Below are 22,863 nucleotides of genomic sequence, written 5' to 3'. Positions count from 1 at the left end.
GAAGACAATTGAGTTGCTTGCCGCCCTTTAGACTGAGTTGCACCCGCGTGTAACACGCGCTTGGCAGAGGCTATGCCCATATGCCACTAGACATGAAAGTCAGCAGACGTGGGGTCATTGGGCGCAGGGTCATAGGCAGAACATGAAAACGGCGCAATCTCCTCACGTCCCTGCGGAAGGGCAAAGACCCGCCATCGCAGATTTGCCTTGGTTGATCGCCTATGCGCTGCGGGGCTTCGTTGAATTGATCCGCGCGCGCCTGATCTTCGATCGTTTGGCAGCGCGCGACATCCCAAAGCGAAACGCTCACTCTCGGGCCCGTTCCCGCAACAGCTCCGCCATCACCCAGCGCGAACTGCACAGGATCACCTATGTCCTGCCACGCCTTTCGGATCGGCTGCCATGGCGCAGCGACTGTCTGATCCAAGCAGTCGCGGGCCAAAACTGGCTCTTATCAAAGGGATTGCTGAGCGAGATTCGAATCGGGGTAGAGAATCCAAAGGACGGAGAATTTGGAGCCCATGCCTGGCTGGTTTACAACGATCAGATCGTAACGGGAGGCGACATTGATCGCTATCATTTGCTGTTGGGCGATTCGGACGCAGATTCTGCCACTTGAGGGAGCGGACCGTCGGAAACTGGCGGTAAACCGACTTTGCTGAGAGTGCATTAACCCCTATTGCCCGCAGCTTTGTAGGCCGCCGAGCACTTCATTTACCTTTTTTCAGTAACCGACTGTTGTCAAACTTGCTGCACTGCACTAACACGACCGAGTAAGAGATTCACAAAAGGGCTAATTTCAATGATGAAGTTTATGTCACGCGCTATGGTGACTGCCGCTGCGACAAGCATGGCTTTCGCTCCGATCGCCGCACAGGCCAACACCCGCGCTGGTGACGGTGGCCCGGTTTATACAAGCACTGCTGCACAGCCTGGTATGGCTCGCAATGCCAAGGGCGAAGATGTCCGTGGCAAGGGCGGTTCGATCATCCTCATCCTACTGGCTTCGGCTGCAGCGATTGGCGGCATCGTGATCGCGTTCAGCAATGGTGATGGCGACCAGTCGCCCGGCACCTAAGCCCTTAAAGTTCGCATCAGCTTCGGCTGGTATGAAAGAGGAAGCGCGCGGCGATTGCCGGGCGCTTTTTCTTTGCCTGCTTTAGATCTGCTGTGCCATGCCCTAGTCAACTTGTCGGAGCGATATGGGCCTTCTCGGGATTGGGGGGGCAGAGGAATGGGATTGTTGGGCGGATGACCAAAAAGTCGTTTTTTGCGCAGAGCCACTTTTGGGCTGTGGCAGCGCTTCTTGTAGTCGCGGTGGCTTTTGGGGGTGGCGGCTCAAAATACGGAATGGCGAATTTCATCGTGCAGCTGACTGCGTTGGCTGCCCTTGCTCTTCACCGCCGCGCTTTTTTCCAGTTTTGGTCTACTACTCCCATTGCGCTTAGGGCACTGGTGGCTGCCTGTATCTTGCTACCGCTCCTATTCTTGATCCCTCTCCCACCATCCATTTGGCAGTCGCTTCCGGGGCGCGAATTGGTGGTCCAATCGTTCGATCTTCTGAGCGGCGAAAACAGTTCGGATGTGTGGGCCCCTGGCAGTGTGGAGCCAATTCGCACTCTGCTTGCTGTCACCGCCATCATCACCCCGCTGGCCGTTCTGGTCATTGGCTGGGCAACACCGCGAGATCGCTTGATCACGATCGGCTGGATCGCCGTCGGCTTGGGACTCGCAAACCTGCTGATCGGCATTCCGCAAGTCCTGTCCAACAGCGAAGTGGGCGTACTCTACCCAGAGAACCCGATGGCAGGCGTGCTGTTTGGCAGCTTCGCCAATCGCAATTCGACAGCGCTTTTCCTGGTCGGCACATTGGCGCTTGCTGCCTTGTTGCCCATGCCAGCTCGCTTTGGGCGCGCCGGCCTGCCAGTGCGGCTTGCGATTTGCCTCTTGCTCGTCCTCGCAGTCGTCCTCACTCGCTCAAGGACGGGCCTGGTCTTGACCGTGCTTCCGCTAGCAATGTTGACCGCGCGCGAGCTATCCATGCGCTTTGGAGGCGCGCGCAAACTGATCAGTATGGCGATCTTCGCCCCTATCGCTTTGGGAGCAATGATAGTCGTCGGATTGTTCGTTGCTGCCCCCGGGCGCGTGGGCGATGTGGTTGAGCGATTCAATTCCGACACAACCAATGCGCGCGCTTACATCTGGGACGACGCGCTCTATTCCTCGCAACGTTACTGGCCTGTCGGATCAGGCACCGGCACTTTCGATGACGTCTTCCAAGTCGACGAATCGCTTGAGAATATGACGCTAAAGACAGCGGGAAGAGCGCATAACGACTATATCGAAGTGGCCATCGAAGCCGGCATCTTTGGGCTCGTGCTTATTGCTGGATGGCTCATCTTGCTAGCATGGCTAAGCTGGTGCGCGCGACTTTCAGATGCGCGCTGGATCGCTTGGAGCGGCTCGATAACATTGCTGGCAATCGCGTTGCAATCGATCACAGACTATCCTTTGCGCAACCACTCCCTGCTGGCTTTTGCGGCACTTGCTCTGGTCCTCTTAATGCGCTTTGGCCATGTTAAAGAGGAGGCGGCACAATGATCGCTCGCATAGCCTGGCTGAGCACTCTCTTCGCGCTGGCTGTCCTGATGTTCGGTGTCCAGCTCGACCGCCAAACCCAAAAGACGCCCAATATGGCTGACACGGTGCCGCAGATTACGCGATCCTCGGCGCAGTTCCCGGTGGCGGCTTACGCGCTGGGTGCCGACGATCCTCAGCTTGCACTGGCAGAGGCAGAGCGGCTGGTGCGTCGTCGTCCTCTACCCGCTGAGCATTTACGGCTGCTCGCTCAAGCACAGTTTGCAGCGGGCGCGTTGGATGAGAGCGCTTTGACCATTCAATACGCTGCCCAACGTGGCTGGCGCGACAGCCTGGCTCAGGAGGCCATGCTCCGACTGGCGCTTGAAGCGGGCGACACCGACGAAGCCGCGCGCCGATACGCCGCCCTGTTCTTGCGCCGCGATACTGAAGACGCTTTGCTGAAGGAGCTAGGGGAAGCGGTGTTTGCCGAGCAAGATGGTGAGGCGCAACAAACCATGGCGACCATCGTCGGCGGCGCTGAGCGTTGGCACGACCGCTTCCTGCGTCGCGGCGCGCGGGTTATGCCGCCGGGCGCCTTTGCCGAAATCGTCCGCCAGACCAGCACCAAAGGCAGCACGTTCGAATGCGACCTATTGCGCCGCTCGCAATCGACAATCCAATCGCGCGATGAAGCAGCTGGCGCAGTCTTGACCGCCACGATGGAGCAGCAATGTTAGTCGGAAATTCTCGCTGGTGACCAATGTCAGATCAGAGGACAATGTGGCCGCGTAAGGCACCGATATCGATCTGAACAAATGGTGCCAGAAGAGGACTCGCACGAAAATCGTAACCTGCTGTCTTTAATACAATAATGTTTGAGGTCCCTTTGTAATGCCCACAAAAAGGCCCACTAGACCCTGAGATGACTGCACAATTTTCTAGTATAAAGACTTTTTCATCAGATCGTCACCTCGAGAAAGTTAGAACTTCGAATGACCGACATGGTTTATCCTATCGAAGAATGTACAATCGGCGAAAATCGTTGGTCAGAACACCTAAGTTGCTGGAGTAAGAATCTTGGCGGCTTGCGGATGGTCAAGCAGATTGAGTCGCCGACGAAAGTTCCCCTGTAGATTGCGATGACTAGATCCACAGCAACAAAGTTGGAAGCAAACCGTCTGGCTCCAGCTTGAGCCATATTCCAATCGCTTGGATTAGGGGCGGAAAGCGGCCCGTCTTGGATGTGGCAGAGAACCTTCTTACGCGCCGTGTTAGCCTTGGACAGATTGGATTCGTCGGAAATTCACAGTCCGTCAAAAGCGAGCCCGGTAGCACCGTCCAGCCAGGCCTCTTGCAAGGCCCGATCGCAAGGCGGAAGGAGGCGTATCACAAATTGTGCTAAAAATTATGCCGAGCCATCGGCGCGCGTCTTGGATCTTGAGATCAAGTGATCAATCAGCGCTCGCACGCGATATGGCAAGTTCTCGCGGGACGGATAAACCAAAACCGTTTCCTGTGGCGCGACTTCATAGCTTTCCAGCAACGATACCAATGCACCCGAGCTGAGGCTGTCCCTCACATAGTCTTCGGCTAGACGGATGATGCCCAAACCATGCAATGCGGCGCTGATCAGCGCGGGACCGTTATTGCTGTGCCATCGGCCGGAAACCTTCACTTCAAAAATTTTCTCGTCCCGGCAGAAGCGCCAGGGTTGTCCTGGCCCAGTAAGGCATACATGACCCTTGAGTTCTTCAGGTTCCATCGGTGTTCCGTGTTCTGAAAGGTAGGCCGCCGAACTGCAGACGATCATGCGCCTTTGGCCTATCCTGCGGACCATCAGTTCGGGGTCTGATGGCATTCGGTGGCGAACAGCAAGGTCAAACCGCTCACGGATAAGATCAACGCGTCGTTCACTTACCTCGAGCTCGATCTCGACTTGCGGATGCAACGCCGCAAATTCTGAAACAGCCTCGCTCACCCACGTCTCGCCGAACAGGCCACCGGCCGTTATGCGGATCCGTCCATTGACGAGATTTTGTTGCTCGGCCAGATCCATTGAAAGGGTGCGGATATCTTCCAAAATCGTGATCGCCCGCTCATGATATTGAGCGCCAAGATCAGTAAGATTTACACTCCGCGTTGTCCGGTGAAGCAGGCGAACCCCAAGACGCTCCTCCAGATCGGCAACACGGCGACTGATAAACGATGCAGAAACGTTGAGCGCTTCAGACGCACGGGTGAACCCGCCATGTTCAACCACGGCGCAGAACTCCAATAATCCATCTAGATCACGCATTATTGCTCCTGAGCAATAATGCGTGCACGAAATATGGAATTAATTCAATCCGGTTTTGGCCACATATTGGCTTCATCGAAAAGCGACCGAGCAAGGAGCCTTAAGATGACAACTTCGAAACAATCCGCCGCAGATGTCGCTGTGGAACTGTTCGCTCGCTACCGCGCCGTGTCGAAGAAGCTGCACCCTTCAGCTTGGCAATACCAACACCGACTAAATCGCACGATCCATCCGGTGACGCCCCGTCCGGCAAAAGCCCGGGCACAACCAGACCCAAACCAATTTTGGAGATACTCTCATGACTAACCCCCGCATTCTTGTCGTTCTTACATCCCACGACCGCCTTGGTGATACCGGCAAGAAGACCGGCTTCTGGCTGGAGGAACTCGCTTCCCCCTATTACGTTTTCCGCGATGCTGGCGCCGATGTGACTTTGGCATCCATTGCCGGAGGGCAGCCGCCGCTCGATCCGAAAAGTGCACTGGAAGAATGGCAAACCGACGACACAAGACGGTTTGAGAAAGACGAGGCTGCCAAAGGTGCGCTCGCGAACACTACCCCAATTTCGGAGCTCGACGCCGGATCTTTCGACGCCATCTTCTTTCCAGGCGGCCATGGACCGATGTGGGATTATCCGGGGAATGGCAGGCTCGCTCGTCTGATCGAGACGTTTGATGAACAAGCAAAGCCGATCGGTGCTGTTTGCCATGGCCCGGTGGCGCTGGTGGATGCCAAGAAACCTGATGGCACACCCTTGGTGGCAGGCAGGCGTATCAGCGCGTTCACCAATGGGGAAGAAGACGCTGTCGAGCTGTCCGATGTCGTCCCTTTCCTGCTTGAGGATCGCTTGCGCGAACTGGGCGCGGCAATCGAGAACGGGCCGGACTGGTCGGTCAATGTCGTTACGGACGGCAACATCGTGACGGGGCAAAACCCGCAATCTTCGGCCGAAGGTGCCCGTCAGCTATTGGCTGCGATCGAAGCCACATAAAGAGCCAGGCCTGCAAGTCCGCAAACAAAGATGGAGATCAAGCGCGGAAATACTGCCTAATCCGTCTAGGCTGTCGCCCCAGACATAGGGCGACAGCCTCTGGTCGCCAAGCGGCCTTGCACACTGCTATATCTTCGCGAAGGAACTTACTAAGTTTGAGAAACCCACCGGATCCTCAAGCTCGGGAAAATGCCCAACATGTTCGAGCCGAACGAGTTCGCAGTTCGTTGCCAACGATAGCGACGAACTCTTGTCTGTCTCAACATGCGATTGATCCTGTTCGCCCCATATTGCGAGCGTCGGTTGCTGAGGCGGCTCGAATGGCGGCTCGTTTGCTGAAAGGTAATTCTGAAACATCGTTGGAAGCGCGAAGGTTGCGCCTTGGTCAAACGCCTGGGCCGTGCAGGTGCAGAAGTGCGCCACCGCAGGCGTGTCGGCCATCGAGTGTTCGTACCACGCGGGTGCGCGCGGTTTCATCATACGTGGAAAGAGGATTTGGCCCAGAAAAGGCGTGGACACGATTCCCTTTGGGTCACGGCGCTTCTTCCAGCGCATTTCCTCAGACCAGGATGGAACTTGGATTGCGATAAGGTGGCTGCAGAGCTCGGGATATCGACTTGCAACATCGATCGCAGCGTAGGTTCCGCCGCACGAAAATGCGAGGATAGCCGGTCCTCCCGCAACCGTTTGCAAGAACCTTGCGACCCCATCGTTCACGGGCTGGAATCCGAAATCGTAGCCAGGCTTGGGCACGGAGAACCCGTTGCCGGGCGCTTCGAAGGCGATGACGGTAAATCGCGATTTCAGAGCGGCGAACAGGTCGTCATAGACCTCCAAAGTAGCAGGGCCGTCGCATAAGAATACGATGGCCGGGCCGCGACCAGCCTTCCTATATCGGATCAGGCACACATCATCTTCGTAGAAATCAATGTCGGAGCAGGAGCGAGAGGGAGGACCCGTGCGAGCCCATTGGAGGCGCTCCTTCCAATTTTTCGTCTCAAGTCTTGCGGCCAGTTTAGAGAGCAGCATTGCGAATAATCCTCATGTAAGGGGAATCAGAACAGCGGACATTGCCACCCGGCCTATCTCGCCATGCTCATCGAACAATGCGCCTTCGCCCAGACCAATTCCCTCCGGCGTCCAGGTTGTCTTGGGCCTTATTCCGATATGCTCCCCGCGTGGATGACGCGCGAGGGCGACCTGAAGGTTGACGTTGGGGTCCGCCAGCTTCGGCTGGGAGGGGCGAGCGAGGCCATGGGTCCAATCGGCAGGTCCCAACACGCTTGCAAGCGGGGTAGCATCCGGAGTGATCTCATCCTTGTGGCGAAACCAGACAATTCCATCATTGCCTGGGCGGATTTCAAAATTGTCCATCAACCACTGGCGACCATGCGGGGCGGCTCGTGCGGGAAGTGGATCGATCTTGCCCACTTCGTTTTTTGTGGGGTTCTTCGTATGGATTGCCAACTCGCCAACAGGATGGATCACGCAGACGGTTGCCGTGGCCGTTTGTTTCCCATCTGCCCAGACCTCATTGGTCAGCACACTCGATCGGCGTCCCCGGCGAAGAATCTTGGGATTGGTCTTGAGCGGCATGAGAGGGGTCGGGCGGAGGAACTCCACAGACACAGACAAGGCCGATCCCAGACCTTGCTGCGCTGCAATGTTCTCGATCTCCGCGACCATGACCGATGCGACGCCTCCACCTTGGAGTCCGGTGAATGGTCCTTGCGCCTGCTCGCCTCCAGTCCAGCGACCGGTATTGTCTTGTTCAAAAATCGCCATCTTCCGCCAAACTTGATTGAGAGAATTTCAATTGATAGAGAGGCTATGGCTACATACCCGGAGAATAAAGCGAGTTTGCTTCATGAATGATGAAAATAGCTCATCTATTTCTTCGATGCCCTCAACGACTTCTCTCATGGCGTTCGAGAGAGCTGCTGCGCGGCTTTCGTTCATCGATGCCGCAGAGGAATTGGGCAGAACACCATCGGCGATTTCTCATGCTATCCGGGCCCTGGAGCAGCAGATTGGCGTCAGCTTGTTTGAGCGCGTGGGCAGAACCGTTCGGTTGACCAATGCGGGGGCGGACTATTGCGAGGCTGTTCGTCCAGCACTGCGAGAGCTGGAGTTTGCAACAATCCGGGCCCAACGTTCGCAACAGACCAATGTCGTGCGGATCAGCGCGTTGCCTTTCTTCACAAGCACCGTCCTTTTGCCCAACCTTGCCAAGTTCGAAGAGAAAAACCCGGGATTGGAGCTGAAGATTGAGACGTCGAATGCGTTCGCAGACATTCGGCGCGGAGAGGCTGACATAGCCCTGAGGTTTGGCAATGATCACAGCAAAGGTCTGACCTGCAAGCCCCTCGTTGTCGTGAGTGGCCTGCCAGTCGCTTCGCCGCACTATCTCATGAACGCGCCGCCTCTTAACCACCCACGAGATATTCTGAACCACACGCTCATCCATGTGCGACCCAATATGGCTGCTTGGCAAAAATGGCTTCAATCTGCCGGCGGTGAGATAGTTGACCTCGAAGACGGCCTTGTATTCGATTCAATTCTTGGCGCGCTGGATGCCGCGGAAAACGGGCACGGGATCGCCTTGGCGATGGATCCGCTTATCCGCCGACATTCCTCATTCGGAACCCGGCTGATAGCGCCTCTGAGTGAAGTGAGCGCTGAAACTCAGGACTACAATTTCTTGTGTCAGGAGGCACGATGGCTCTCGCCCAATATTCAGAAAACCTACCGCTGGTTGCAGGATTGCGTTGCTGGCTTCGGCGATGTTTGAGCGTTCACACCGGCGAACTACCGACAGCACCTTGAGGCCGTTTCGAAATTGGAGAAAATGAAGATGGGAAAAGTCATTCTGATCACCGGTGCCTCATCCGGCATTGGCGCGCACTGTGCCCGAGCGGCAGTAGGCTCCGGGCACAAGGTCGCGCTTGCTGCTCGTTCCAAATCGAAATTGGACAACCTTGTCGACGAGCTTGGACCTTCGAGCGCCTTTGCGGTCGAGTGCGATGTGACCTCCCACAGTTCACAAGAAGCGATGGTCGAGGCAGCTGTGGGCCACTTTGGCAGACTGGACGTCGCTTTTGCTAATGCCGGATTGGGTGCAACCGCAACCGGCACCGAGCATGGCAATATCGAGAACTTCAAGGAGATGGTCCTTGTCAATAATTTTGGCGTCACCTTGACCTGCAAATTCGCCATCCCGCATCTTCGAAAGAGCAAAGGACATCTCGTGCTGATCGGTTCTCAGGCCGGGCATGTGGCGTTGTCGGGCTCTGTCTATAGCGCGACCAAATGGTTCATTCGGGGCTATGCGAAGAACCTCGCCAACGAGCTCACCCCTCATGGCGTAAGGGTGACAAGCATCGATCCGGGGATGGTGGACACGCCATTCTTCGATGAAGAGAAGCCGAATGCACTCAGGCCCGACGATATCTCAAACGCATTTCTCTACGCGATCGAGGCACCGTCGCACGCCCGCATTGCTGAGATTGAGATCAATCCGATGGTCGGCGCGCATCACTCTTGAGGCGAATTGTAGGATGAGCGATTTAGACCGAACAGCCTTGATCGTAGTCGATCCCTACAACGATTTCCTGTCTGTGGGCGGGCGAGCTTGGCTGTTGAACCGCGCGACGCTCAAGCGCCTCGGCACGAATGCGAACCTGGTGCGTGTGCTTTCACATGCCCGCGCAGCCGGTCTGAAAGTCTGTTATGCGCCGCATGCACGCTATCGAAAGGGACTGTTCGACCATCGCCAGTTCCTGAACCCATCAATCTATCTTGCGCGCTTCTTCAGGACATTCAGCGCCGCGGGTTGGGGCGGCAGGTTTCGCAAGGGCCTTGAGCCGCTCCCCGGAGAATTTGTCGCAAGCGAGCATCTAGTCTCAAGTGGCTTCGTCGGCACCGACCTGCACGAAAATCTGTCCAAGGCGAACATCACCCATGTCGTCCTGTGTGGCTGTCTGTCGAACACCTGCATCGAATCCACTGCACGCAGTGCAATCGAGCTTGGTTATCAGGTAACGATCGTGTCCGACGCGCTGGCTGCGATGTCAGTTGCGGATCACGATGCAGCGATTGAGACAGGTTTACCTATGTGCGCGCATTCGGTGATCTCAACGGATGAATGGATCGCGGAGCCGGGCCAATGATTGCCAGCCTAGTCGATCGGATTGGCCGGGTTCTGACAAATCGCCATGCGAAAAGATATGGGCCGTTCGAGGCCCGTCAGACTGCGGTCTTGGTACTGACCCCGCAAAATGACGCGGTTGCCGAAAGTGGAGGGTTAGCCGGACTTTGCGACGTTTCGATTGATCACCAAAAGCTGAGCAATTTTCTGCAGCGCTGTCGCGATCATGGTTGGGCAATCTATCATTCTCCAATGTCATGGTCAGACGACCAGCCCCAGATCCCGATCGACACTACAAAACACATGGATGCGCTGCGGAAAAATGATCTGCTGCGGAAGGGCTCTACAGGTGCGGAACTGGCAGAAGGCCTTGTACTTGAGGGCGACCATGTTCTGCCAGAAAGACGCGGCTTCAATTCTTTTGTAGGCACGGGCCTGAACGAATTGCTGCGCGAGCATCGACGCTCTCGGGTGATGGTGGTTGGAGGTGTCGCAAATGTCGACACTGATTCCTCTGCCAGAATGGCGGTCGAATATGATTTTGACGTGACCGTCGTTCAGGATTTGGTTGCTGTTTACAGTCGGATCGATCTTGCCAACACCATGACCATCACTTTGCCCCGGATCGTAGCTAGGGTCATGACAAGCCATGAGATACACCCCCGCTAGGCATTGTGAGAATCTCAATTGTGCCGTGCAAAGAATGTCTGCTTCGCTTGATCTGCACGGCCAATAGCGGTCGGACAGCTATCTGCCCAATCGCTGCCGACTTGGTTCCGAAAGAAAGCATCGCATCCTGAAATTTCGAGTGATTGCCACTTACCGAAAATCGAGCAATTGCGGGGCACCTGAGAGCTTTTCAATGTTGTTTTTGCCAAAGCCCGCGAAAAGGCTCGCAATTAAGCCCGCTCACTCGCATTTGGCCCAGCTAGCGCTTTCTCGACCCACTGGATTTCCAGAATCTGTTGAACGGAAGATAGGCGAGAAGTTCCGCGGGCATACTTCAGTACGTCGATTGCCTCATAGAAGCGGCTTAACAAGTCACCCGAACGTGGCGCATCCCATTGTAAAAGGCTGGTTCATTACCTTCTTCCAGCATGTCTTGTAGCGTGTTCAGAAGTTCTTGAAGGGTTCGGCCAATCAGCATCATCAGTAGTTTGACACGAATTTGTTTCCATTGCTCAATGGATCGACAAACTTACAAGACCGCCCGCTTTAGTCATCGCCAAAGTCAGCTCCAGCCGTCCTGAGTTTCAAGGCTCTCGGCTAGTTCTCCAATGACGCGGTAGCAATCGAGCACAGATGCGATCGAAGAGTTTGGCTCCCGGCCTTCCTTGATTGCGGAGATGAACTCGCGGTCCTGTAATTCGATGCCATTCATGCACACGTCCACCTTCGACACGTCGATTGGTTCTTCACGTCCGTTCACCAGGTCGTCGTAGCGCGCGATATAGGTGCCGGTGTCCCCAATGTAGCGAAAGAAGGTGCCGAACGGGCCATCGTTGTTGAACGACAGCGCGAGTGTAAGGATTTGGCCCTGATCGGTCTTCATCTGGATCGACTGGTCCATGGCGATGCCAAGCTCGGGATGCCTTGGGCCTTGCAGTATGTTAGCCTGAACTACTTTCGCGCCGGTCATATATTGGAAAATGTCGATTGTGTGCGCTGAATGATGCCACAGGAGATGATCCGTCCAGCTGCGCGGTTCGCCTTTTGCATTGGTGTTGGTTCTGCGGAAGAAGAAGGTCTCGACATCCATCGCCTGAATAGTGAGTTCGCCTGCATCGATCCGGTTCTTTACCCACTGGTGGCTTGGATTGAAGCGGCGGGTATGCCCGACCATGCAAGTGAGGCCTGTCTCCTGCTGCTTGGCCATGACCGCTTGGGCATCGGTCCAGCTATCCGCAACCGGGATTTCAACCTCGACATGCTTGCCCGCATCCATGGCAGCAATCGCCTGGCTGGCATGCATTGGCGTCGGCGTGGCCAAGATGACCGCGTCAATGTCCTCGCGCGCCAGCGTCGCTTCGTAATCGTCGGATATCTCGGCCACGCCAAACGGTTCGGCCAGCTTGCTCGATTCGTCATTCGAGGCGCTGACGATGACGGCGACGTCCGCACCATCGATCGCCCGCAATGCGGCTAGATGTTTTTCTCCAAATGCGCCCGCTCCTACCAATGCTATGCGCATAGTTTTTCTCCAATGCCAGTTGTTTAAATTCTAAGGGCCGAAGCGGCGCGAAACATTGCGCCGGCGAGTTCGTCGAGTTCGTCCAGCGACGCGCGGAATGCCTCGGTGTTCTTCTCGATCAGGATCAGAGGCCATCGCGCTTGATGCATCCGTGCCCCTTGCGAATACCGGCCAGCAGCTTTGACGAAGCGATCGACTTCCGGATCGCTACCATTTGCGGTCAGTTGAGGTGCAAGCTCGGCCACTGCTTCGACCAAGTCTGCTACCTCTCGTCGCTTAGTCGCGTATTGTCTTTGCCAACCGGGTTCACGCGAACGCACGATATGCGAAAGGCCTGATCTCTGTTCATGGAGCCTGAAACAGAGTTCCTTGAGCTTTTGTCGTTCAAACATCGACCAGGCCTCCATCTACGCTCTGTTCGCCAGCTTTTCGAGCGCTGACGGGCTCCATTACGATATGGCCGAGAGCCGAATTGCTGCACGGTACATGGTAGTGCCGATGCAGTTCGCGCGCTTCCTCGCCCAAGGCTCCACGCATGATGAGCCACATGACCAGTTCGATGCCCTCGCTGCCGATTTCACGAAGATATTCGATATGCGGAATATGTCGCAGTTCCTGGGTCGTGCCAGACAACTTGTCTAGGAACATCGTGTCCCATTCGCTGTTGATGAGGCCGGCGCGCGGTCCCTGTAACTGGTGGCTCATCCCGCCCGTGCCCCAGATTTGGACGTTTAGATCCTGTTCGAAACTGGCAACCGCGCGCGCGATCGCTTCACCCAGCGCCCAGCAGCGATTGCCGGTCGGCGGAGGATAAGTCACCACGTTGACGGCGAGCGGAATTACCTTGACCGGCCATTCCTCGACATCTTCCCCGAACATCAACGTCAACGGGACGGTCAGTCCATGATCGACATCGAGCTTATTGAAGATCGTCATGTCGAATTCGTCGAGGATCAGGCTTTGGGCAATGTGCCAAGCGAGTTCAGGATGACCGGTCACATCGGGAATAGGGCGCGGACCGAACCCCTCATCGCAGATACCAAATGTCTCGGCACACCCGATGGCAAAGGTCGGGACAATGTTCATATCGAAAGCGCTGGCGTGGTCGTTATAGACCAGCACGACCACGTCGGGCCTTCCTTCAGCGGCAATCCATTCGCGGGTCCAACGATAGCCGTCGAAAGACGGTTTGAACGGCGGCTCCTGAGTTTTTCCGCAATCTGCAGCAAAGCCTAGGACAGGTATATGGCTCGAGCCGATTCCGGCGGTAATCCGCGCCATGTCAATTACCCTTCTTCTTGGATCGCAGTCCAACAGGTGAGCGTCCACCAGCCTGCATCATCGCCTGGTAATCCTCGACACTCATGCCGGTCATCGTGGACACAGCCTGGACGAAGCTTAGTCCGTCGGTCGAGAAGACCTTAGCGAGGAAATAGATGTTTCCCCCGAGCTCGAGCAGGCGGTTGTAGTCGCGCGCCAAGACTGCATCTTTCTGCCCTTCGGTCATCGGCCATTCGTTGAGATAGGCAGCTTCGTCGGCCTTAAATCGTTCGCGGTTTTCCGCCTGCATCAGGCTCATCGCGAACTGGTTGAGGTGGTACCCGCGCCGGGCACGCTCCGCAGTATAGACCCTTGTACCCGGAATATCGTCGAAGTTGGCAAGATACTCATGAATGTCGGTCATTTACCGCGCTCCTTCAGCATGGCGTCAAGGCGCGGATAGACCCGGCGCGCGTTGCCTTCGAAAATGGCGTGGCGCTGCGCTTCGGTCAGTGGCAGCGCATCGATGTATCGCTTGGTGTCGTCGAAATAATGCCCGGTTTCGGGGTCGATCCCGCGCACCGCGCCCACCATCTCGCTGCCGAACAAAATGTTCTTGTTCTCGATGACGTCGGCCAGCAGATCGATACCGGGTTGGTGGTAGACGCAGGTATCGAAGAACACATTGTTCATCAGATGCTTTTCGATGTCTGGCTGTTTGAGCATGTCGGCAAGTCCGCGATACCGCCCCCAGTGATAGGGCACGGCACCGCCGCCATGTGGAATGATGAGTTTGAGATCGGGGAACTGGCTGAACAAATCGCCCTGCAAAAGCTGCATGAATGCAACCGTGTCTGCCGCGAGATAATACCCTCCGGTCGCATGCATAGCCGGATTGCAGCTGCCAGACACGTGGATCATGGCGGGCACCTGAAGCTCGCACATCGTCTCATAAATTGGAAACCAGTATTCGTCCGTCAGTGGGGGATGCTCGAAATGGCCGCCGCCCGGATCGGGGTTGAGGTTGCAGACGACGAAGTTCAATTCCTCGACACAGCGGCGCAGTTCCCTGACGCTTTCGGACAAATCCGATTTCGGGCTCTGCGGCAACATACAGCCGCCAATGAAGGTGTCGGGGAACAGCTGCGTAACCCGGTATATGAGGTCGTTGCACCGGCGCGCCCATTCGCTTGCCACCGCCTGATCACCGACATGCGGCGCCATCGCGCTGGCGCGAGGAGAGAAGATGGTGAAGTCAGCCCCGCGCTCCTTGATCAGTCGCAGCTGATTTTCCTCGATCGACTGCCGGATCTTATCATCGGAAATGTCGGGATAGGGCGGGCATTCGGAACCGTTCTCGTAGGCAGCCTTTTGCTCTTCCCGCCATGCATCATGCCCCCTTGGCAGAACGGTATAGTGGCCATGACAATCGATGATCAGGCTCATGCTGCATTCCTTTTGCCGATGGGCGGGATCGCAGCATCACGCTGGAGGTGGACTATCCCCTCCGTCATTACGGGTTCTACTCCTAAAGAGCGGAGCGCATGTGCGGCTTCCTCCATCTCCGCGGCGCGGCGTTCGCCGTGCGTGGCCATCCGCTCAAGATTATAGGCGGACTTTGCGAACCAGCTTCCGGATTTCTCGCTGGCATCGAGCGAAGCAAGCACCTCCTCCGAAACGCCCGCCGCCTCTGCAGCTGCCATCATTTCGTGGGTGAGAGCTTCCGTGCCCTTAACCATCACCGACCGGATCAGTTTGATCGAAGACGCACGGCCAATCTCGGCACCGACTATTCGGACGGCATCAAACCCCAATGATTGAAGCGCATCCTGCGCATCTTCAGCGGAGGGTCCGGCAAGCAAAATCGGCACGTTCATTTGCGCGGTATGGACGGGGGCGAGAATAGCGGCGTCGACATACCGCCCACCCGACTTTTCGATCGCGACCGCAGCCTTCCGCTTGGTCTCGGGAGCAACCGAGTTCAAATCGATCCAAATCGCGGCAGGAGAGAGAAATTCGGCATATTCTTGCGCAACGCTGAGTGCTTGATCAGCAGTAACCAACGAAAGAACTACCCTTGCGCCTGTAAGTGCGCTTCCGGGATCCGTTGCAGCGGCAATGCCCGTATCTCGCATCGCCTGATGACGGGAGGGATCGATGTCATAAGCGCGAACTTGCGTCCGCCAGTGCGCAGCATCGGAAGCAGCAGCTGCAAACGTAGAGCCCGCCTCACCAAATCCAATAAGTGCAGCCATGGTGTCCATGACCATCGGATTGGAAGAGAAAAGGTTCTCCTGCTAATGAATTGACCGCAGGTGAGATAAGTTTTTACGAATACTTTTTTGCTAAATTGCGAAGTATTGCGTGCACAGCCCGCTGCGGTGCTGTTGGTCGCCAATCCCGCCGTGTCGTGATCCCTATCGTCCGCGAAACTTCGCTCGGCGGAGCAGCGGTTGCGATCAATCCTCCCTCGATTTCCACCCGCAACTGATCGGGTGACAAGAGGGAAAGCATGTCCGTTTCGAGAAGCAATTCGCGGATCGTAATGACCGATCCGCATTCGATGCTTACCTGCGGATGCGGGCCGCCGTCATCACCGATCATTTCTTCCCAGTATCTCCGCAATGGCGTGTTACGGGATGGAAGTGCCCAAGGATATTTGCGCAGTGCGCCAAGGCTGGGGCATCGCTTCGCATCGAGTGGATGGCCAGCGCGCATCACAATCTGCGGATGGTCCGTAAATGACTTTTCCTGAGCAAGATCATCGGAAGACTCGTCCAATCTCAAGGCTCCGAGCAAGAGATCGATCTCCCCGTCGCGTAACGGGCCCGCCAATTCGGCGTAGCTGCCTTCAAGGACAGCGATTTCAACTTGGGGATGTTGCTTTCCGAATTCGACAATCGCCTGCGGAAGCCAGCGGGCTCGCGATAGTGGCATGGCACCGATAACGACACGTCCACCGGCCTTGCCCATCCAGGCTGACAATTCCGACAATCCGTTTCGCAGTTCGGCTTGGGCGAGACTGAAATTTCGCGCGCGTATGGCCCCTCTTTTCGTCAATGCCAGATAGCGTCCGCGCCGCTCGACCAAGCGTTCTCCCAGTGCGAGCGACAAATCGGCGACGGCCCTGTGAAGCGAAGCCGGGGACACGCCGACGAGCTGTGCCGCCGCCGAATAACTACCGGTTCGGGCAAGGGCGATATAGGCTCGCATTTGCGTCGAAGTTACTCTGCGTGAGCCGATCATTTCAAGTGCGGCGTTGGCGCGTTCGGCAAGAAGCAAGGCCGGTTCAGTGGGCTTCATACCATCCGGTTCGCGGCGGAAGAACTTGCAATCGAGAGCCTTCTCCAGCTTGGCTATCGCTTGGGTCAGGGCTGGTTGGGTAAGGTTGACCGACTTGGCGGCCTCCGTAACTGTGCCATGCTCCACAGTAGCCGCGAGAGCGGCCAAATGCCGGATATTCGGTAATCGTTCGATCATCTAATCCGATTAGCAAAAACTTATGCATCGTCAAATCTTCCCATTGGTTGCGGATCGGTGAATGCCGCAGGAAGACGGAGAAGGAGTTTCCGATGGGTGTCGTCGTGCAGAATATCCAACGAGCCGACCAGGGGATAGTCGATGGTCTCGCGAAATGCGGGGTCGCCACTGTCCACGAGGCGCAAGGTCGCAAAGGCTTGCTCGCGAGCTACATGCAGCCGGTCTATTCGGGCGCGAGAATTGCTGGAACCGCAGTAACAATCAGTGCACCGCCTGGCGACAATTGGATGGTCCATGTCGCGATCGAACAATTGCAGCAAGGCGATGTCCTGCTGCTCGCGCCAACCAGTCCTTGTGAAGATGGATACTTCGGAGACCTATTGGCGACGAGTGCAATGGCGCGGGGGTGTCGTGGCTTGATTATCGATGCTGGCGTGCGCGACGTGCGCGATCTGACCGAGATGGCCTTTCCGGTATGGTCCAAGGCGGTGTTCGCTCAAGGGACGGTCAAGAACACGCTCGGCAGCGTCAACGTGCCTGTCGTCTGCGCCGGCGCCCATGTCGAACCGGGCGATGTTATAGTGGCCGACGACGACGGCGTTTGCGTTGTGAAACGGGAAGAAGCGGCCGAAGTGCTTGAAAAGGCGCGCACCCGCGAAGCCAACGAGGAGGAGAAACGCCAGCGGCTTGCAAAGGGCGAACTTGGTCTCGACATGTACGGGATGCGCGAACGCCTTGAAGCTGCAGGCCTGCGATACATCTGATGCAAGCGAGTGCGCGAGTCATGTGGATGCGCGGCGGCACTTCGAAGGGTGGCTATTTTCTAGCCGATGACCTTCCTTGTGACCATGAAGAACGCGATGCATTCCTGCTACGCGCTATGGGTAGCCCCGACCCAAGGCAGATCGACGGTATGGGCGGAGCAGACCCGCTGACAAGCAAAGTCGCGGTGGTGAAGAAATCCGACCGAGTGGGAATCGACGTCGACTACCTTTTCTTGCAGGTCTTCGTCGATCAGGCGCTGGTTTCGACCCAGCAGAATTGCGGAAATATTCTTGCCGGCGTCGGTCCCTTCGCGATTGAGCGCGGGCTAGTGCAAGCGACCAGCGATGAAACACGCGTTTCGATCTTTATGGAGAATACCGGACAGGTCGCGGTCGCTACGGTCCAGACACCAGGCGGAGTGGTCAGCTATTCAGGCGACGCCGCGATCGATGGTGTGCCGGGCACTCATGCGCCCATTCCGATTGAATTTCGCGATACGGCCGGATCGAGTTGCGGCGCGCTGCTGCCGACAGGCAATCCGGTTGACCTGATTGATGGTGTGTCTTGCACGTTGATCGACAACGGAATGCCATGTGTTGTGCTTAAAGCGGAAGATGTTGGTGCCACGGGCTATGAAAGTCGAGCGGAACTCGAAGGCGATGCCTTCGCGCCGATCCGCGAGAAGATTGAAGCCATCCGCCTTCGCGCCGGGCCGATGATGAACCTTGGCGACGTGGCGGAGAAAACTATTCCCAAGATGACGCTTGTGGCGCCCCCAAGAGACGGCGGGGCGGTGACCACACGAGTGTTCATTCCACACCGTGCGCATGCATCAATCGGCGTGTTGGGAGCCGTCACTGCAGCAACCGCTTGCCTCATAGAAGGCTCAGCCGCCGCGAAAGTCGCGACCGTGCCTGAAGGCAGGCGCAAGACGCTGAGCATCGAACATCCGACGGGAAGGATGAGCTGTGTGCTGGAGGTCGGCGAGAAAGGTGAGGTCGTCACAAGCGCCCTGCTGCGCACGGCGCGCAAATTAATGGATGGAGAGATTTTTGTCTGAGCGGTTAGTCAGCTGGAACCCTCGGCCATCAAAGCCGAGCTATACTCCGCCGCCTGGCGCCGTGGACGCGCATTGTCATGTTTTCGGCCCAAAGGCGCAGTTCCCTTTCAGTCCGAAGGCGAAATACTTACCGGAAGATGCTGGGGCGGAGCAGTTGTTCGCCTTGCGAGACCATCTCGGCTTTTCGAGGAATGTGATTGTGCAGGCGAGTTGTCACGGGATCGACAATTCCGCGACGCTCGATGCTATTGCGAAGTCTGACGGCAAAGCCCGCGGTGTTGCGGTTGTCGATCCAGATATTTCGGAAGAGGAACTGCACCTTTTGCATGACGGTGGGATTCGCGGGATCCGTTTCAACTTCTTGAAGCGCCTAGTCGACAACGCTCCAAAAGATAAATTTCTAGACCTCGCGCGACGTCTCCCTGTCGGTTGGCATGTGGTCATTTACTTCGAGGCAGACATATTAGAGGAACTGCGTCCGTTTATGGATGCTATCCCCGTCCCCATTGTCGTTGACCACATGGGGCGTCCGGACGTTTCACAAGGCCCGGACGGAACTGACATGCGGGCCTTTCGCGCATTGCTTGAGAGCCGCGAAGACATCTGGTTCAAACCGACCTGCCCTGACCGGCTTGACGCGCGGGAACACGGGGGAAAGGGCGATCCGTGGGACGCTTTCGCCGCTGCTGTAGCGCCTTTGCTGGCCGATTATCCTGATCGCTGCGTCTGGGGAACTGACTGGCCACATCCGAACATGCAAACCGAAATCCCCGATGACGGACATTTGGTTGACATGATTCCGCGTATTGCGCCGACCGCAGAGCTTCAACAAAAGCTGCTCGTTGAAAATCCCAACGTCCTGTATTGGGCGAATGAGAGCCAGTAATGTCGGCGGCCCGCCGCATCTTGAGAACATGAAACGCTCTTGCTGCGCGGCAATGATGGAACTGGGCTGTGAGGCTCGCCGCGAAATAGGAAGATGGTTCAACACTCGAGCCAAAAATTCGCGCTGAGCGCTTCGAGACGGAAAGCGGAGCATTCAGCGCTTCCGGCGAATGGAGTCTTTCCAGCAATTCATTTCCGTATTCTGGACAACAAAAGACGAATTGCGCGTGGTGGAGACGAGGTGCCGTTAGACTGACAGCGCCGTCTCGGGCCATCGCTCACCTGCGGTGATGCGCGATGCTATTGATACAAAAGAGTTCTCTTGAATGGCAAAACGCCCCGGCTGCTAACAGCCGGGGCGTCCTGCAAACACTAGGCGACGCAATGTCGCTCTTTAGAAGCGCGCCGTAGCGCCGATGTAGAAAAAGGTACCACGGATATCGTAAATGCCTGACGCGACCGTGTCCGCTGATCCATTGTTTTCAAACAGGTCGGTAACAATCGGAGCGGATTGGTTAAAGACGTTCTCAATTCCGGCATTGAATGCAATTGTGTCATTCAAATCGAACGAACCGAACAGATCGACATATGTGCGCGAGGGAACATCGTTACCGAGCGCAACTGTCGGATCTGCGCTGATCGACTGCACACCGCCATCGAGATAGCGAAGCGTTGTGCCAAAGCGAACCGGGCCACCCTCATAGGCAAGCGTAGTGCGGATGCGATTCTTCAAGTTGTCGACGCGACCCACAAGATCTTCCACGGCAACCTCGTCATTCACCTGCCTGTCCCGCTCGGTCAAATGTGTCCAATTCGCATTCAGCGACAGGTCGCCATCTCCTAGTGGGAACAGCAATTGAAGAACAACATCGATGCCCGCGACTGATTCCCTTGCCAGATTGACCTGTTCACTACGAACCGAAGTGACAAATTCATTGGCACCCCGCTCTACGTTGTCGCAAAAGAACGGATCCTGGGTTGAGATGCAGCGGTTGAGCGTTGCCTGCGCGGAGAATGCAGGGGCAAGCACATTGTCGAGCGAGATATCGAAATAGTCGACCGAAAGAGTCGCCGTGCGGCCAAGCGTAAGCACCGCTCCGATCGTGAACGTGTCGGCGGTTTCGGAATCCAAATCTGGATTGCCGCCCGAGATGCTGCGGATTTGCTGATCTAGATCAGTCGGATTAAACGTTGCGCTGACAAAATTGCTGCATCCGGCAGCTTGCGTCAGTGGAGCGCCGGCATCCGTCTGTGTGTCGCACGGGTCAGCGATTGCAGCTGTTGCTACCTGTTCGGGTGCGAACAGTTCAAGGATGTTGGGAGCGCGAGTTGCGCGGCCATAGCTGGTCCGAACGCGGAAGGCATCAGCGATTTGCCAATCGAAATTGGCGCCCCAAGTGAACTCGGTTCCAACTGTGCTGTACTCGGACACACGGGCCGACAGTCCCAATTCGGCATCGGCAAAAAGTGGCACCCGCGCTTCTGCGAAACCTTCCAGAACGTTATATCCACCATCGGTATCGCCGAAGAAGGTGCGAGTGCCTTTCGCCCCCACAAGGCCCGTCCCAGTGATCGGATTTGTGATCGCAATGAGTTCGTCATTGGGACGAATTGTTGCCGATTCATCTCTAAATTCAACGCCCAGAACATAACCAATAGAGCCTTCGGGCAAGTCGAACGCGTCGCCACTGACGTATGCGAGGATCGAGTGTTGCTCGCTTTTCGAGTTGCTCACCAAATCATCACTTACAAAATCAAGCGAGGCAGGGTTTATCGTCCCGCGACCGAAAAGGTCAACGAACTGACAGCCGTTTATCGTCGCGCATTCGGTTGGGTCGATTGCCGATACGAGGCGAAACTTGTCGATCGTGTTGAAGTCTGTCTGTTTTGCATCAACTTGCCCATACTGATAGCTGAGATGCCATTTACCAGCCGACCATTCGCCATCGAGGCCCGCCGCGAGACGGAACAGCGTACGATCAATTTCAGCCCGACGCGGACCGAATTCCAGAAAACGGCGCGTGATGGGCCTCAAAGTGCCGCCCAGGTCGGGCTGCAGCACTGAGGTTGCGCTCGGGAATCGAAAGCCGGCAGTGCCGGAGCTCGCGAATCCGGCATCACTGAAAATAGCCAATTGCGGGTCGAACTGTACGTTTACCTTGGTGTTCGCCCATGTCGCCTCGGCAAAGCCGGTGATGTCTGCGGATAGATCAACACTACCGCGCCCGGAAATTATGAGGCGTTCAGTATCGTCCTGCAAAGACCGGAATGGCACGCGCTGAAAACGTTCGGCAAACGGCTGAGTGAATTGACCTCCCGCATCGAAGCCGCCGGTTCCGCCACCTGAAAAAGCGAACAATCCGCCAGGGTTCACGCCCGACCCGTTGCCGACGTCGCTGAGCCCGGTAACCGCACTCCCATCGAATTGACTGAAAGAGCGATCTGCCCCTAAAATTTCGTTCTGCTTTGAATATTCAGCTGCGAAAACATATTCCCCATTGCCGAATGATCCACCGTGAACTGCGCTCAGCGCGAATTCCTGCCCATCACCCTCGGATGTAATCCCGTAGCGACCTGATATCTCGGTTCCATCGTAGTCAGACTTGAGTACTACATTGACAACACCCGTGACCGCGTCCGCGCCATATACGGCCGAATTTGCGCCTGTGACGACGTCAATGCGCTCAACAAGAGCCGAAGGAATCGTGGCGAGATCCACCGCCGAGGTACCAACATCGCCGCCGACATGGCGACGGCTATTGACCAATACCAGCGTTCGATTTGCCCCCAGCCCCCGGAGGTTTACTGTCTGCGTCCCGACACCAAAACCGCTGTTGAGAGCGTTGATGCTCGAGCCACCCTCCAGCGCATCGCCCAATTGGGGCAACTCTGCTATCGCTTCTGAGACGGTAAGGGCTCCGGTCGCTTCAAACGCCTCCTCACCAAGGCTAGCAATTGGCTGGGCGGACTGAGCGTTGCCGGACGGAAGTCGCGAACCTGTGACGACGATAGGGCCGCCCTCAGTAACGCTGTCTGTAGTATCGTCCACTTCTTGTGCTTGAACTGCGGACGCGAAACTGGCTGTGCTGAGCGCGATGCCAATCGCGATCGAAGATCCAGTACTGACCAATCTTTTGGTTACAACGTTTCCTTTGGAATTCATGGCAAATGCCCTCCCTCAACTCTCATGACTTTCAGATACAATCTT

General features: G+C 56.4%; 23 protein-coding genes. 12 read left to right on the top strand and 11 right to left on the bottom strand.

The annotated features are described in order from the left end of the window. The first annotated feature begins 142 nt into the window (after positions 1–142). The 4 genes from AC0V6X_RS15205 to AC0V6X_RS15190 all read left to right on the top strand — a co-directional run bounded on the left by AC0V6X_RS15205 (position 143) and on the right by AC0V6X_RS15190 (position 3,317). Positions 143–619 carry a lasso peptide biosynthesis B2 protein gene (locus AC0V6X_RS15205; protein ID WP_486185387.1) on the top strand — a complete coding sequence of 159 codons (477 nt, stop codon included), beginning with the start codon at positions 143–145 and terminating at the stop codon, positions 617–619. 183 nt (positions 620–802) lie between these two features. Beyond that, on the top strand, positions 803–1,078 hold the full coding sequence (locus AC0V6X_RS15200) for a hypothetical protein (protein ID WP_486185386.1): 276 nt from the start codon (positions 803–805) through the stop codon (positions 1,076–1,078). A 461-nt stretch (positions 1,079–1,539) separates the two neighbouring features. Continuing rightward, positions 1,540–2,601, top strand: a complete 1,062-nt coding sequence (locus AC0V6X_RS15195) for an O-antigen ligase family protein (RefSeq protein WP_486185385.1) — start codon at positions 1,540–1,542, stop codon at positions 2,599–2,601. Then, positions 2,598–3,317 (top strand): tetratricopeptide repeat protein, encoded by a 720-nt coding sequence (locus AC0V6X_RS15190; RefSeq protein ID WP_486185384.1) that lies wholly within the window; start codon positions 2,598–2,600, stop codon positions 3,315–3,317. Before AC0V6X_RS15195 ends, AC0V6X_RS15190 begins: the two co-directional genes overlap by 4 nt. Before the next feature lie 668 nt (positions 3,318–3,985). On the opposite strand, the gene AC0V6X_RS15185 is transcribed toward AC0V6X_RS15190, so the two are convergent. Further along, entirely contained in the window at positions 3,986–4,876 is an 891-nt protein-coding gene (locus AC0V6X_RS15185; RefSeq protein WP_486185383.1) for a LysR family transcriptional regulator, read from the bottom strand. A gap of 298 nt (positions 4,877–5,174) precedes the next feature. Here AC0V6X_RS15185 and AC0V6X_RS15180 point away from each other — a divergent pair, with 298 nt between their 5' ends. Further along, a complete protein-coding gene (locus AC0V6X_RS15180) occupies positions 5,175–5,867 on the top strand; it encodes a type 1 glutamine amidotransferase domain-containing protein (protein ID WP_486185382.1) in 693 nt (230 codons plus the stop codon). A 126-nt stretch (positions 5,868–5,993) separates the two neighbouring features. Here AC0V6X_RS15180 and AC0V6X_RS15175 read toward each other — a convergent pair whose 3' ends face one another. After that, the gene (locus tag AC0V6X_RS15175) at positions 5,994–6,896 is read right to left on the bottom strand and encodes an alpha/beta fold hydrolase (RefSeq protein ID WP_486185381.1); all 903 of its coding nucleotides are present in this window, start codon (positions 6,894–6,896) and stop codon (positions 5,994–5,996) included. Positions 6,897–6,908: 12 nt separating this feature from the next. Next, positions 6,909–7,652 carry a thioesterase family protein gene (locus tag AC0V6X_RS15170; RefSeq protein WP_486185380.1) on the bottom strand — a complete coding sequence of 248 codons (744 nt, stop codon included), beginning with the start codon at positions 7,650–7,652 and terminating at the stop codon, positions 6,909–6,911. 82 nt (positions 7,653–7,734) lie between these two features. Here AC0V6X_RS15170 and AC0V6X_RS15165 point away from each other — a divergent pair, with 82 nt between their 5' ends. The 4 genes from AC0V6X_RS15165 (at position 7,735) to AC0V6X_RS15150 (ending at position 10,683) form a co-directional block, all read left to right on the top strand. Continuing rightward, a complete protein-coding gene (locus tag AC0V6X_RS15165; RefSeq protein WP_486185379.1) occupies positions 7,735–8,658 on the top strand; it encodes a LysR substrate-binding domain-containing protein in 924 nt (307 codons plus the stop codon). Positions 8,659–8,721: 63 nt separating this feature from the next. Further along, positions 8,722–9,411: an SDR family oxidoreductase gene (locus tag AC0V6X_RS15160; protein WP_486185378.1), complete on the top strand. Its 690-nt coding sequence runs from the start codon at positions 8,722–8,724 to the stop codon at positions 9,409–9,411. Positions 9,412–9,424: 13 nt separating this feature from the next. Continuing rightward, entirely contained in the window at positions 9,425–10,036 is a 612-nt protein-coding gene (locus AC0V6X_RS15155; protein WP_486185377.1) for a cysteine hydrolase family protein, read from the top strand. Next, positions 10,033–10,683, top strand: coding sequence for a cysteine hydrolase family protein (locus tag AC0V6X_RS15150; protein ID WP_486185376.1), 651 nt, complete (start codon positions 10,033–10,035; stop codon positions 10,681–10,683). Before AC0V6X_RS15155 ends, AC0V6X_RS15150 begins: the two co-directional genes overlap by 4 nt. A 562-nt stretch (positions 10,684–11,245) precedes the next feature. Here the strand turns inward: AC0V6X_RS15150 and AC0V6X_RS15145 are convergent. From AC0V6X_RS15145 to AC0V6X_RS15115, 7 genes are all read right to left on the bottom strand, one after another. Continuing rightward, positions 11,246–12,205, bottom strand: a complete 960-nt coding sequence (locus tag AC0V6X_RS15145; RefSeq protein WP_486185375.1) for a Gfo/Idh/MocA family oxidoreductase — start codon at positions 12,203–12,205, stop codon at positions 11,246–11,248. Between the two features lie 23 nt (positions 12,206–12,228). Continuing rightward, positions 12,229–12,462: a hypothetical protein gene (locus tag AC0V6X_RS15140; protein ID WP_486185374.1), complete on the bottom strand. Its 234-nt coding sequence runs from the start codon at positions 12,460–12,462 to the stop codon at positions 12,229–12,231. Positions 12,463–12,589: 127 nt separating this feature from the next. Further along, positions 12,590–13,486, bottom strand: a complete 897-nt coding sequence (locus AC0V6X_RS15135; protein WP_486185373.1) for a class III extradiol dioxygenase subunit beta — start codon at positions 13,484–13,486, stop codon at positions 12,590–12,592. A gap of 1 nt (position 13,487) precedes the next feature. Next, positions 13,488–13,889, bottom strand: coding sequence for a protocatechuate 4,5-dioxygenase subunit alpha (gene ligA / locus AC0V6X_RS15130; protein WP_486185372.1), 402 nt, complete (start codon positions 13,887–13,889; stop codon positions 13,488–13,490). After that, positions 13,886–14,911, bottom strand: coding sequence for an amidohydrolase family protein (locus AC0V6X_RS15125; protein WP_486185371.1), 1,026 nt, complete (start codon positions 14,909–14,911; stop codon positions 13,886–13,888). Before AC0V6X_RS15125 ends, ligA begins: the two co-directional genes overlap by 4 nt. Then, a complete protein-coding gene (locus AC0V6X_RS15120) occupies positions 14,908–15,720 on the bottom strand; it encodes an NAD(P)-dependent oxidoreductase (protein ID WP_486185370.1) in 813 nt (270 codons plus the stop codon). Before AC0V6X_RS15120 ends, AC0V6X_RS15125 begins: the two co-directional genes overlap by 4 nt. 73 nt (positions 15,721–15,793) lie before the next feature. After that, on the bottom strand, positions 15,794–16,945 hold the full coding sequence (locus AC0V6X_RS15115; protein WP_486185369.1) for a LysR family transcriptional regulator: 1,152 nt from the start codon (positions 16,943–16,945) through the stop codon (positions 15,794–15,796). A 92-nt stretch (positions 16,946–17,037) separates the two neighbouring features. Here AC0V6X_RS15115 and ligK point away from each other — a divergent pair, with 92 nt between their 5' ends. The 3 genes from ligK to AC0V6X_RS15100 are packed head-to-tail and all read left to right on the top strand — an operon-like array spanning position 17,038 to position 19,656. Next, entirely contained in the window at positions 17,038–17,709 is a 672-nt protein-coding gene (gene ligK, locus AC0V6X_RS15110; RefSeq protein ID WP_486185368.1) for a 4-carboxy-4-hydroxy-2-oxoadipate aldolase/oxaloacetate decarboxylase, read from the top strand. A gap of 20 nt (positions 17,710–17,729) precedes the next feature. After that, complete coding sequence (locus AC0V6X_RS15105; protein WP_486185367.1) at positions 17,730–18,770, top strand: 4-oxalomesaconate tautomerase; 1,041 nt, start codon at positions 17,730–17,732, stop codon at positions 18,768–18,770. Then, the gene (locus tag AC0V6X_RS15100; protein WP_486185366.1) at positions 18,751–19,656 is read left to right on the top strand and encodes an amidohydrolase family protein; all 906 of its coding nucleotides are present in this window, start codon (positions 18,751–18,753) and stop codon (positions 19,654–19,656) included. Before AC0V6X_RS15105 ends, AC0V6X_RS15100 begins: the two co-directional genes overlap by 20 nt. Before the next feature lie 393 nt (positions 19,657–20,049). Here AC0V6X_RS15100 and AC0V6X_RS15095 read toward each other — a convergent pair whose 3' ends face one another. After that, positions 20,050–22,818, bottom strand: coding sequence for a TonB-dependent receptor domain-containing protein (locus tag AC0V6X_RS15095; RefSeq protein ID WP_486185365.1), 2,769 nt, complete (start codon positions 22,816–22,818; stop codon positions 20,050–20,052). Between the last annotated feature and the right edge of the window lie 45 nt (positions 22,819–22,863).

Source organism: Erythrobacter sp. S267 (genome assembly GCF_057365045.1).
This window is presented reverse-complemented; position numbering and strand designations above follow the sequence as displayed.

Coding starts and splice junctions, on each gene's coding strand:
- AC0V6X_RS15190 (WP_486185384.1), top strand. CDS start 2,598: ATGATCGCTCGCATAGCCTGGCTGAGCACTCTCTTCGCGCTGGCTGTC.
- AC0V6X_RS15205 (WP_486185387.1), top strand. CDS start 143: ATGAAAACGGCGCAATCTCCTCACGTCCCTGCGGAAGGGCAAAGACCC.
- AC0V6X_RS15145 (WP_486185375.1), bottom strand. CDS start 12,205: ATGCGCATAGCATTGGTAGGAGCGGGCGCATTTGGAGAAAAACATCTA.
- AC0V6X_RS15180 (WP_486185382.1), top strand. CDS start 5,175: ATGACTAACCCCCGCATTCTTGTCGTTCTTACATCCCACGACCGCCTT.
- AC0V6X_RS15150 (WP_486185376.1), top strand. CDS start 10,033: ATGATTGCCAGCCTAGTCGATCGGATTGGCCGGGTTCTGACAAATCGC.
- ligK (WP_486185368.1), top strand. CDS start 17,038: ATGGGTGTCGTCGTGCAGAATATCCAACGAGCCGACCAGGGGATAGTC.
- AC0V6X_RS15115 (WP_486185369.1), bottom strand. CDS start 16,945: ATGATCGAACGATTACCGAATATCCGGCATTTGGCCGCTCTCGCGGCT.
- AC0V6X_RS15165 (WP_486185379.1), top strand. CDS start 7,735: ATGAATGATGAAAATAGCTCATCTATTTCTTCGATGCCCTCAACGACT.
- AC0V6X_RS15175 (WP_486185381.1), bottom strand. CDS start 6,896: ATGCTGCTCTCTAAACTGGCCGCAAGACTTGAGACGAAAAATTGGAAG.
- AC0V6X_RS15155 (WP_486185377.1), top strand. CDS start 9,425: ATGAGCGATTTAGACCGAACAGCCTTGATCGTAGTCGATCCCTACAAC.
- AC0V6X_RS15135 (WP_486185373.1), bottom strand. CDS start 13,486: ATGGCGCGGATTACCGCCGGAATCGGCTCGAGCCATATACCTGTCCTA.
- AC0V6X_RS15200 (WP_486185386.1), top strand. CDS start 803: ATGATGAAGTTTATGTCACGCGCTATGGTGACTGCCGCTGCGACAAGC.
- AC0V6X_RS15125 (WP_486185371.1), bottom strand. CDS start 14,911: ATGAGCCTGATCATCGATTGTCATGGCCACTATACCGTTCTGCCAAGG.
- AC0V6X_RS15100 (WP_486185366.1), top strand. CDS start 18,751: ATGGAGAGATTTTTGTCTGAGCGGTTAGTCAGCTGGAACCCTCGGCCA.
- AC0V6X_RS15185 (WP_486185383.1), bottom strand. CDS start 4,876: ATGCGTGATCTAGATGGATTATTGGAGTTCTGCGCCGTGGTTGAACAT.
- AC0V6X_RS15160 (WP_486185378.1), top strand. CDS start 8,722: ATGGGAAAAGTCATTCTGATCACCGGTGCCTCATCCGGCATTGGCGCG.
- AC0V6X_RS15105 (WP_486185367.1), top strand. CDS start 17,730: ATGTGGATGCGCGGCGGCACTTCGAAGGGTGGCTATTTTCTAGCCGAT.
- ligA (WP_486185372.1), bottom strand. CDS start 13,889: ATGACCGACATTCATGAGTATCTTGCCAACTTCGACGATATTCCGGGT.
- AC0V6X_RS15095 (WP_486185365.1), bottom strand. CDS start 22,818: ATGAATTCCAAAGGAAACGTTGTAACCAAAAGATTGGTCAGTACTGGA.
- AC0V6X_RS15170 (WP_486185380.1), bottom strand. CDS start 7,652: ATGGCGATTTTTGAACAAGACAATACCGGTCGCTGGACTGGAGGCGAG.
- AC0V6X_RS15120 (WP_486185370.1), bottom strand. CDS start 15,720: ATGGCTGCACTTATTGGATTTGGTGAGGCGGGCTCTACGTTTGCAGCT.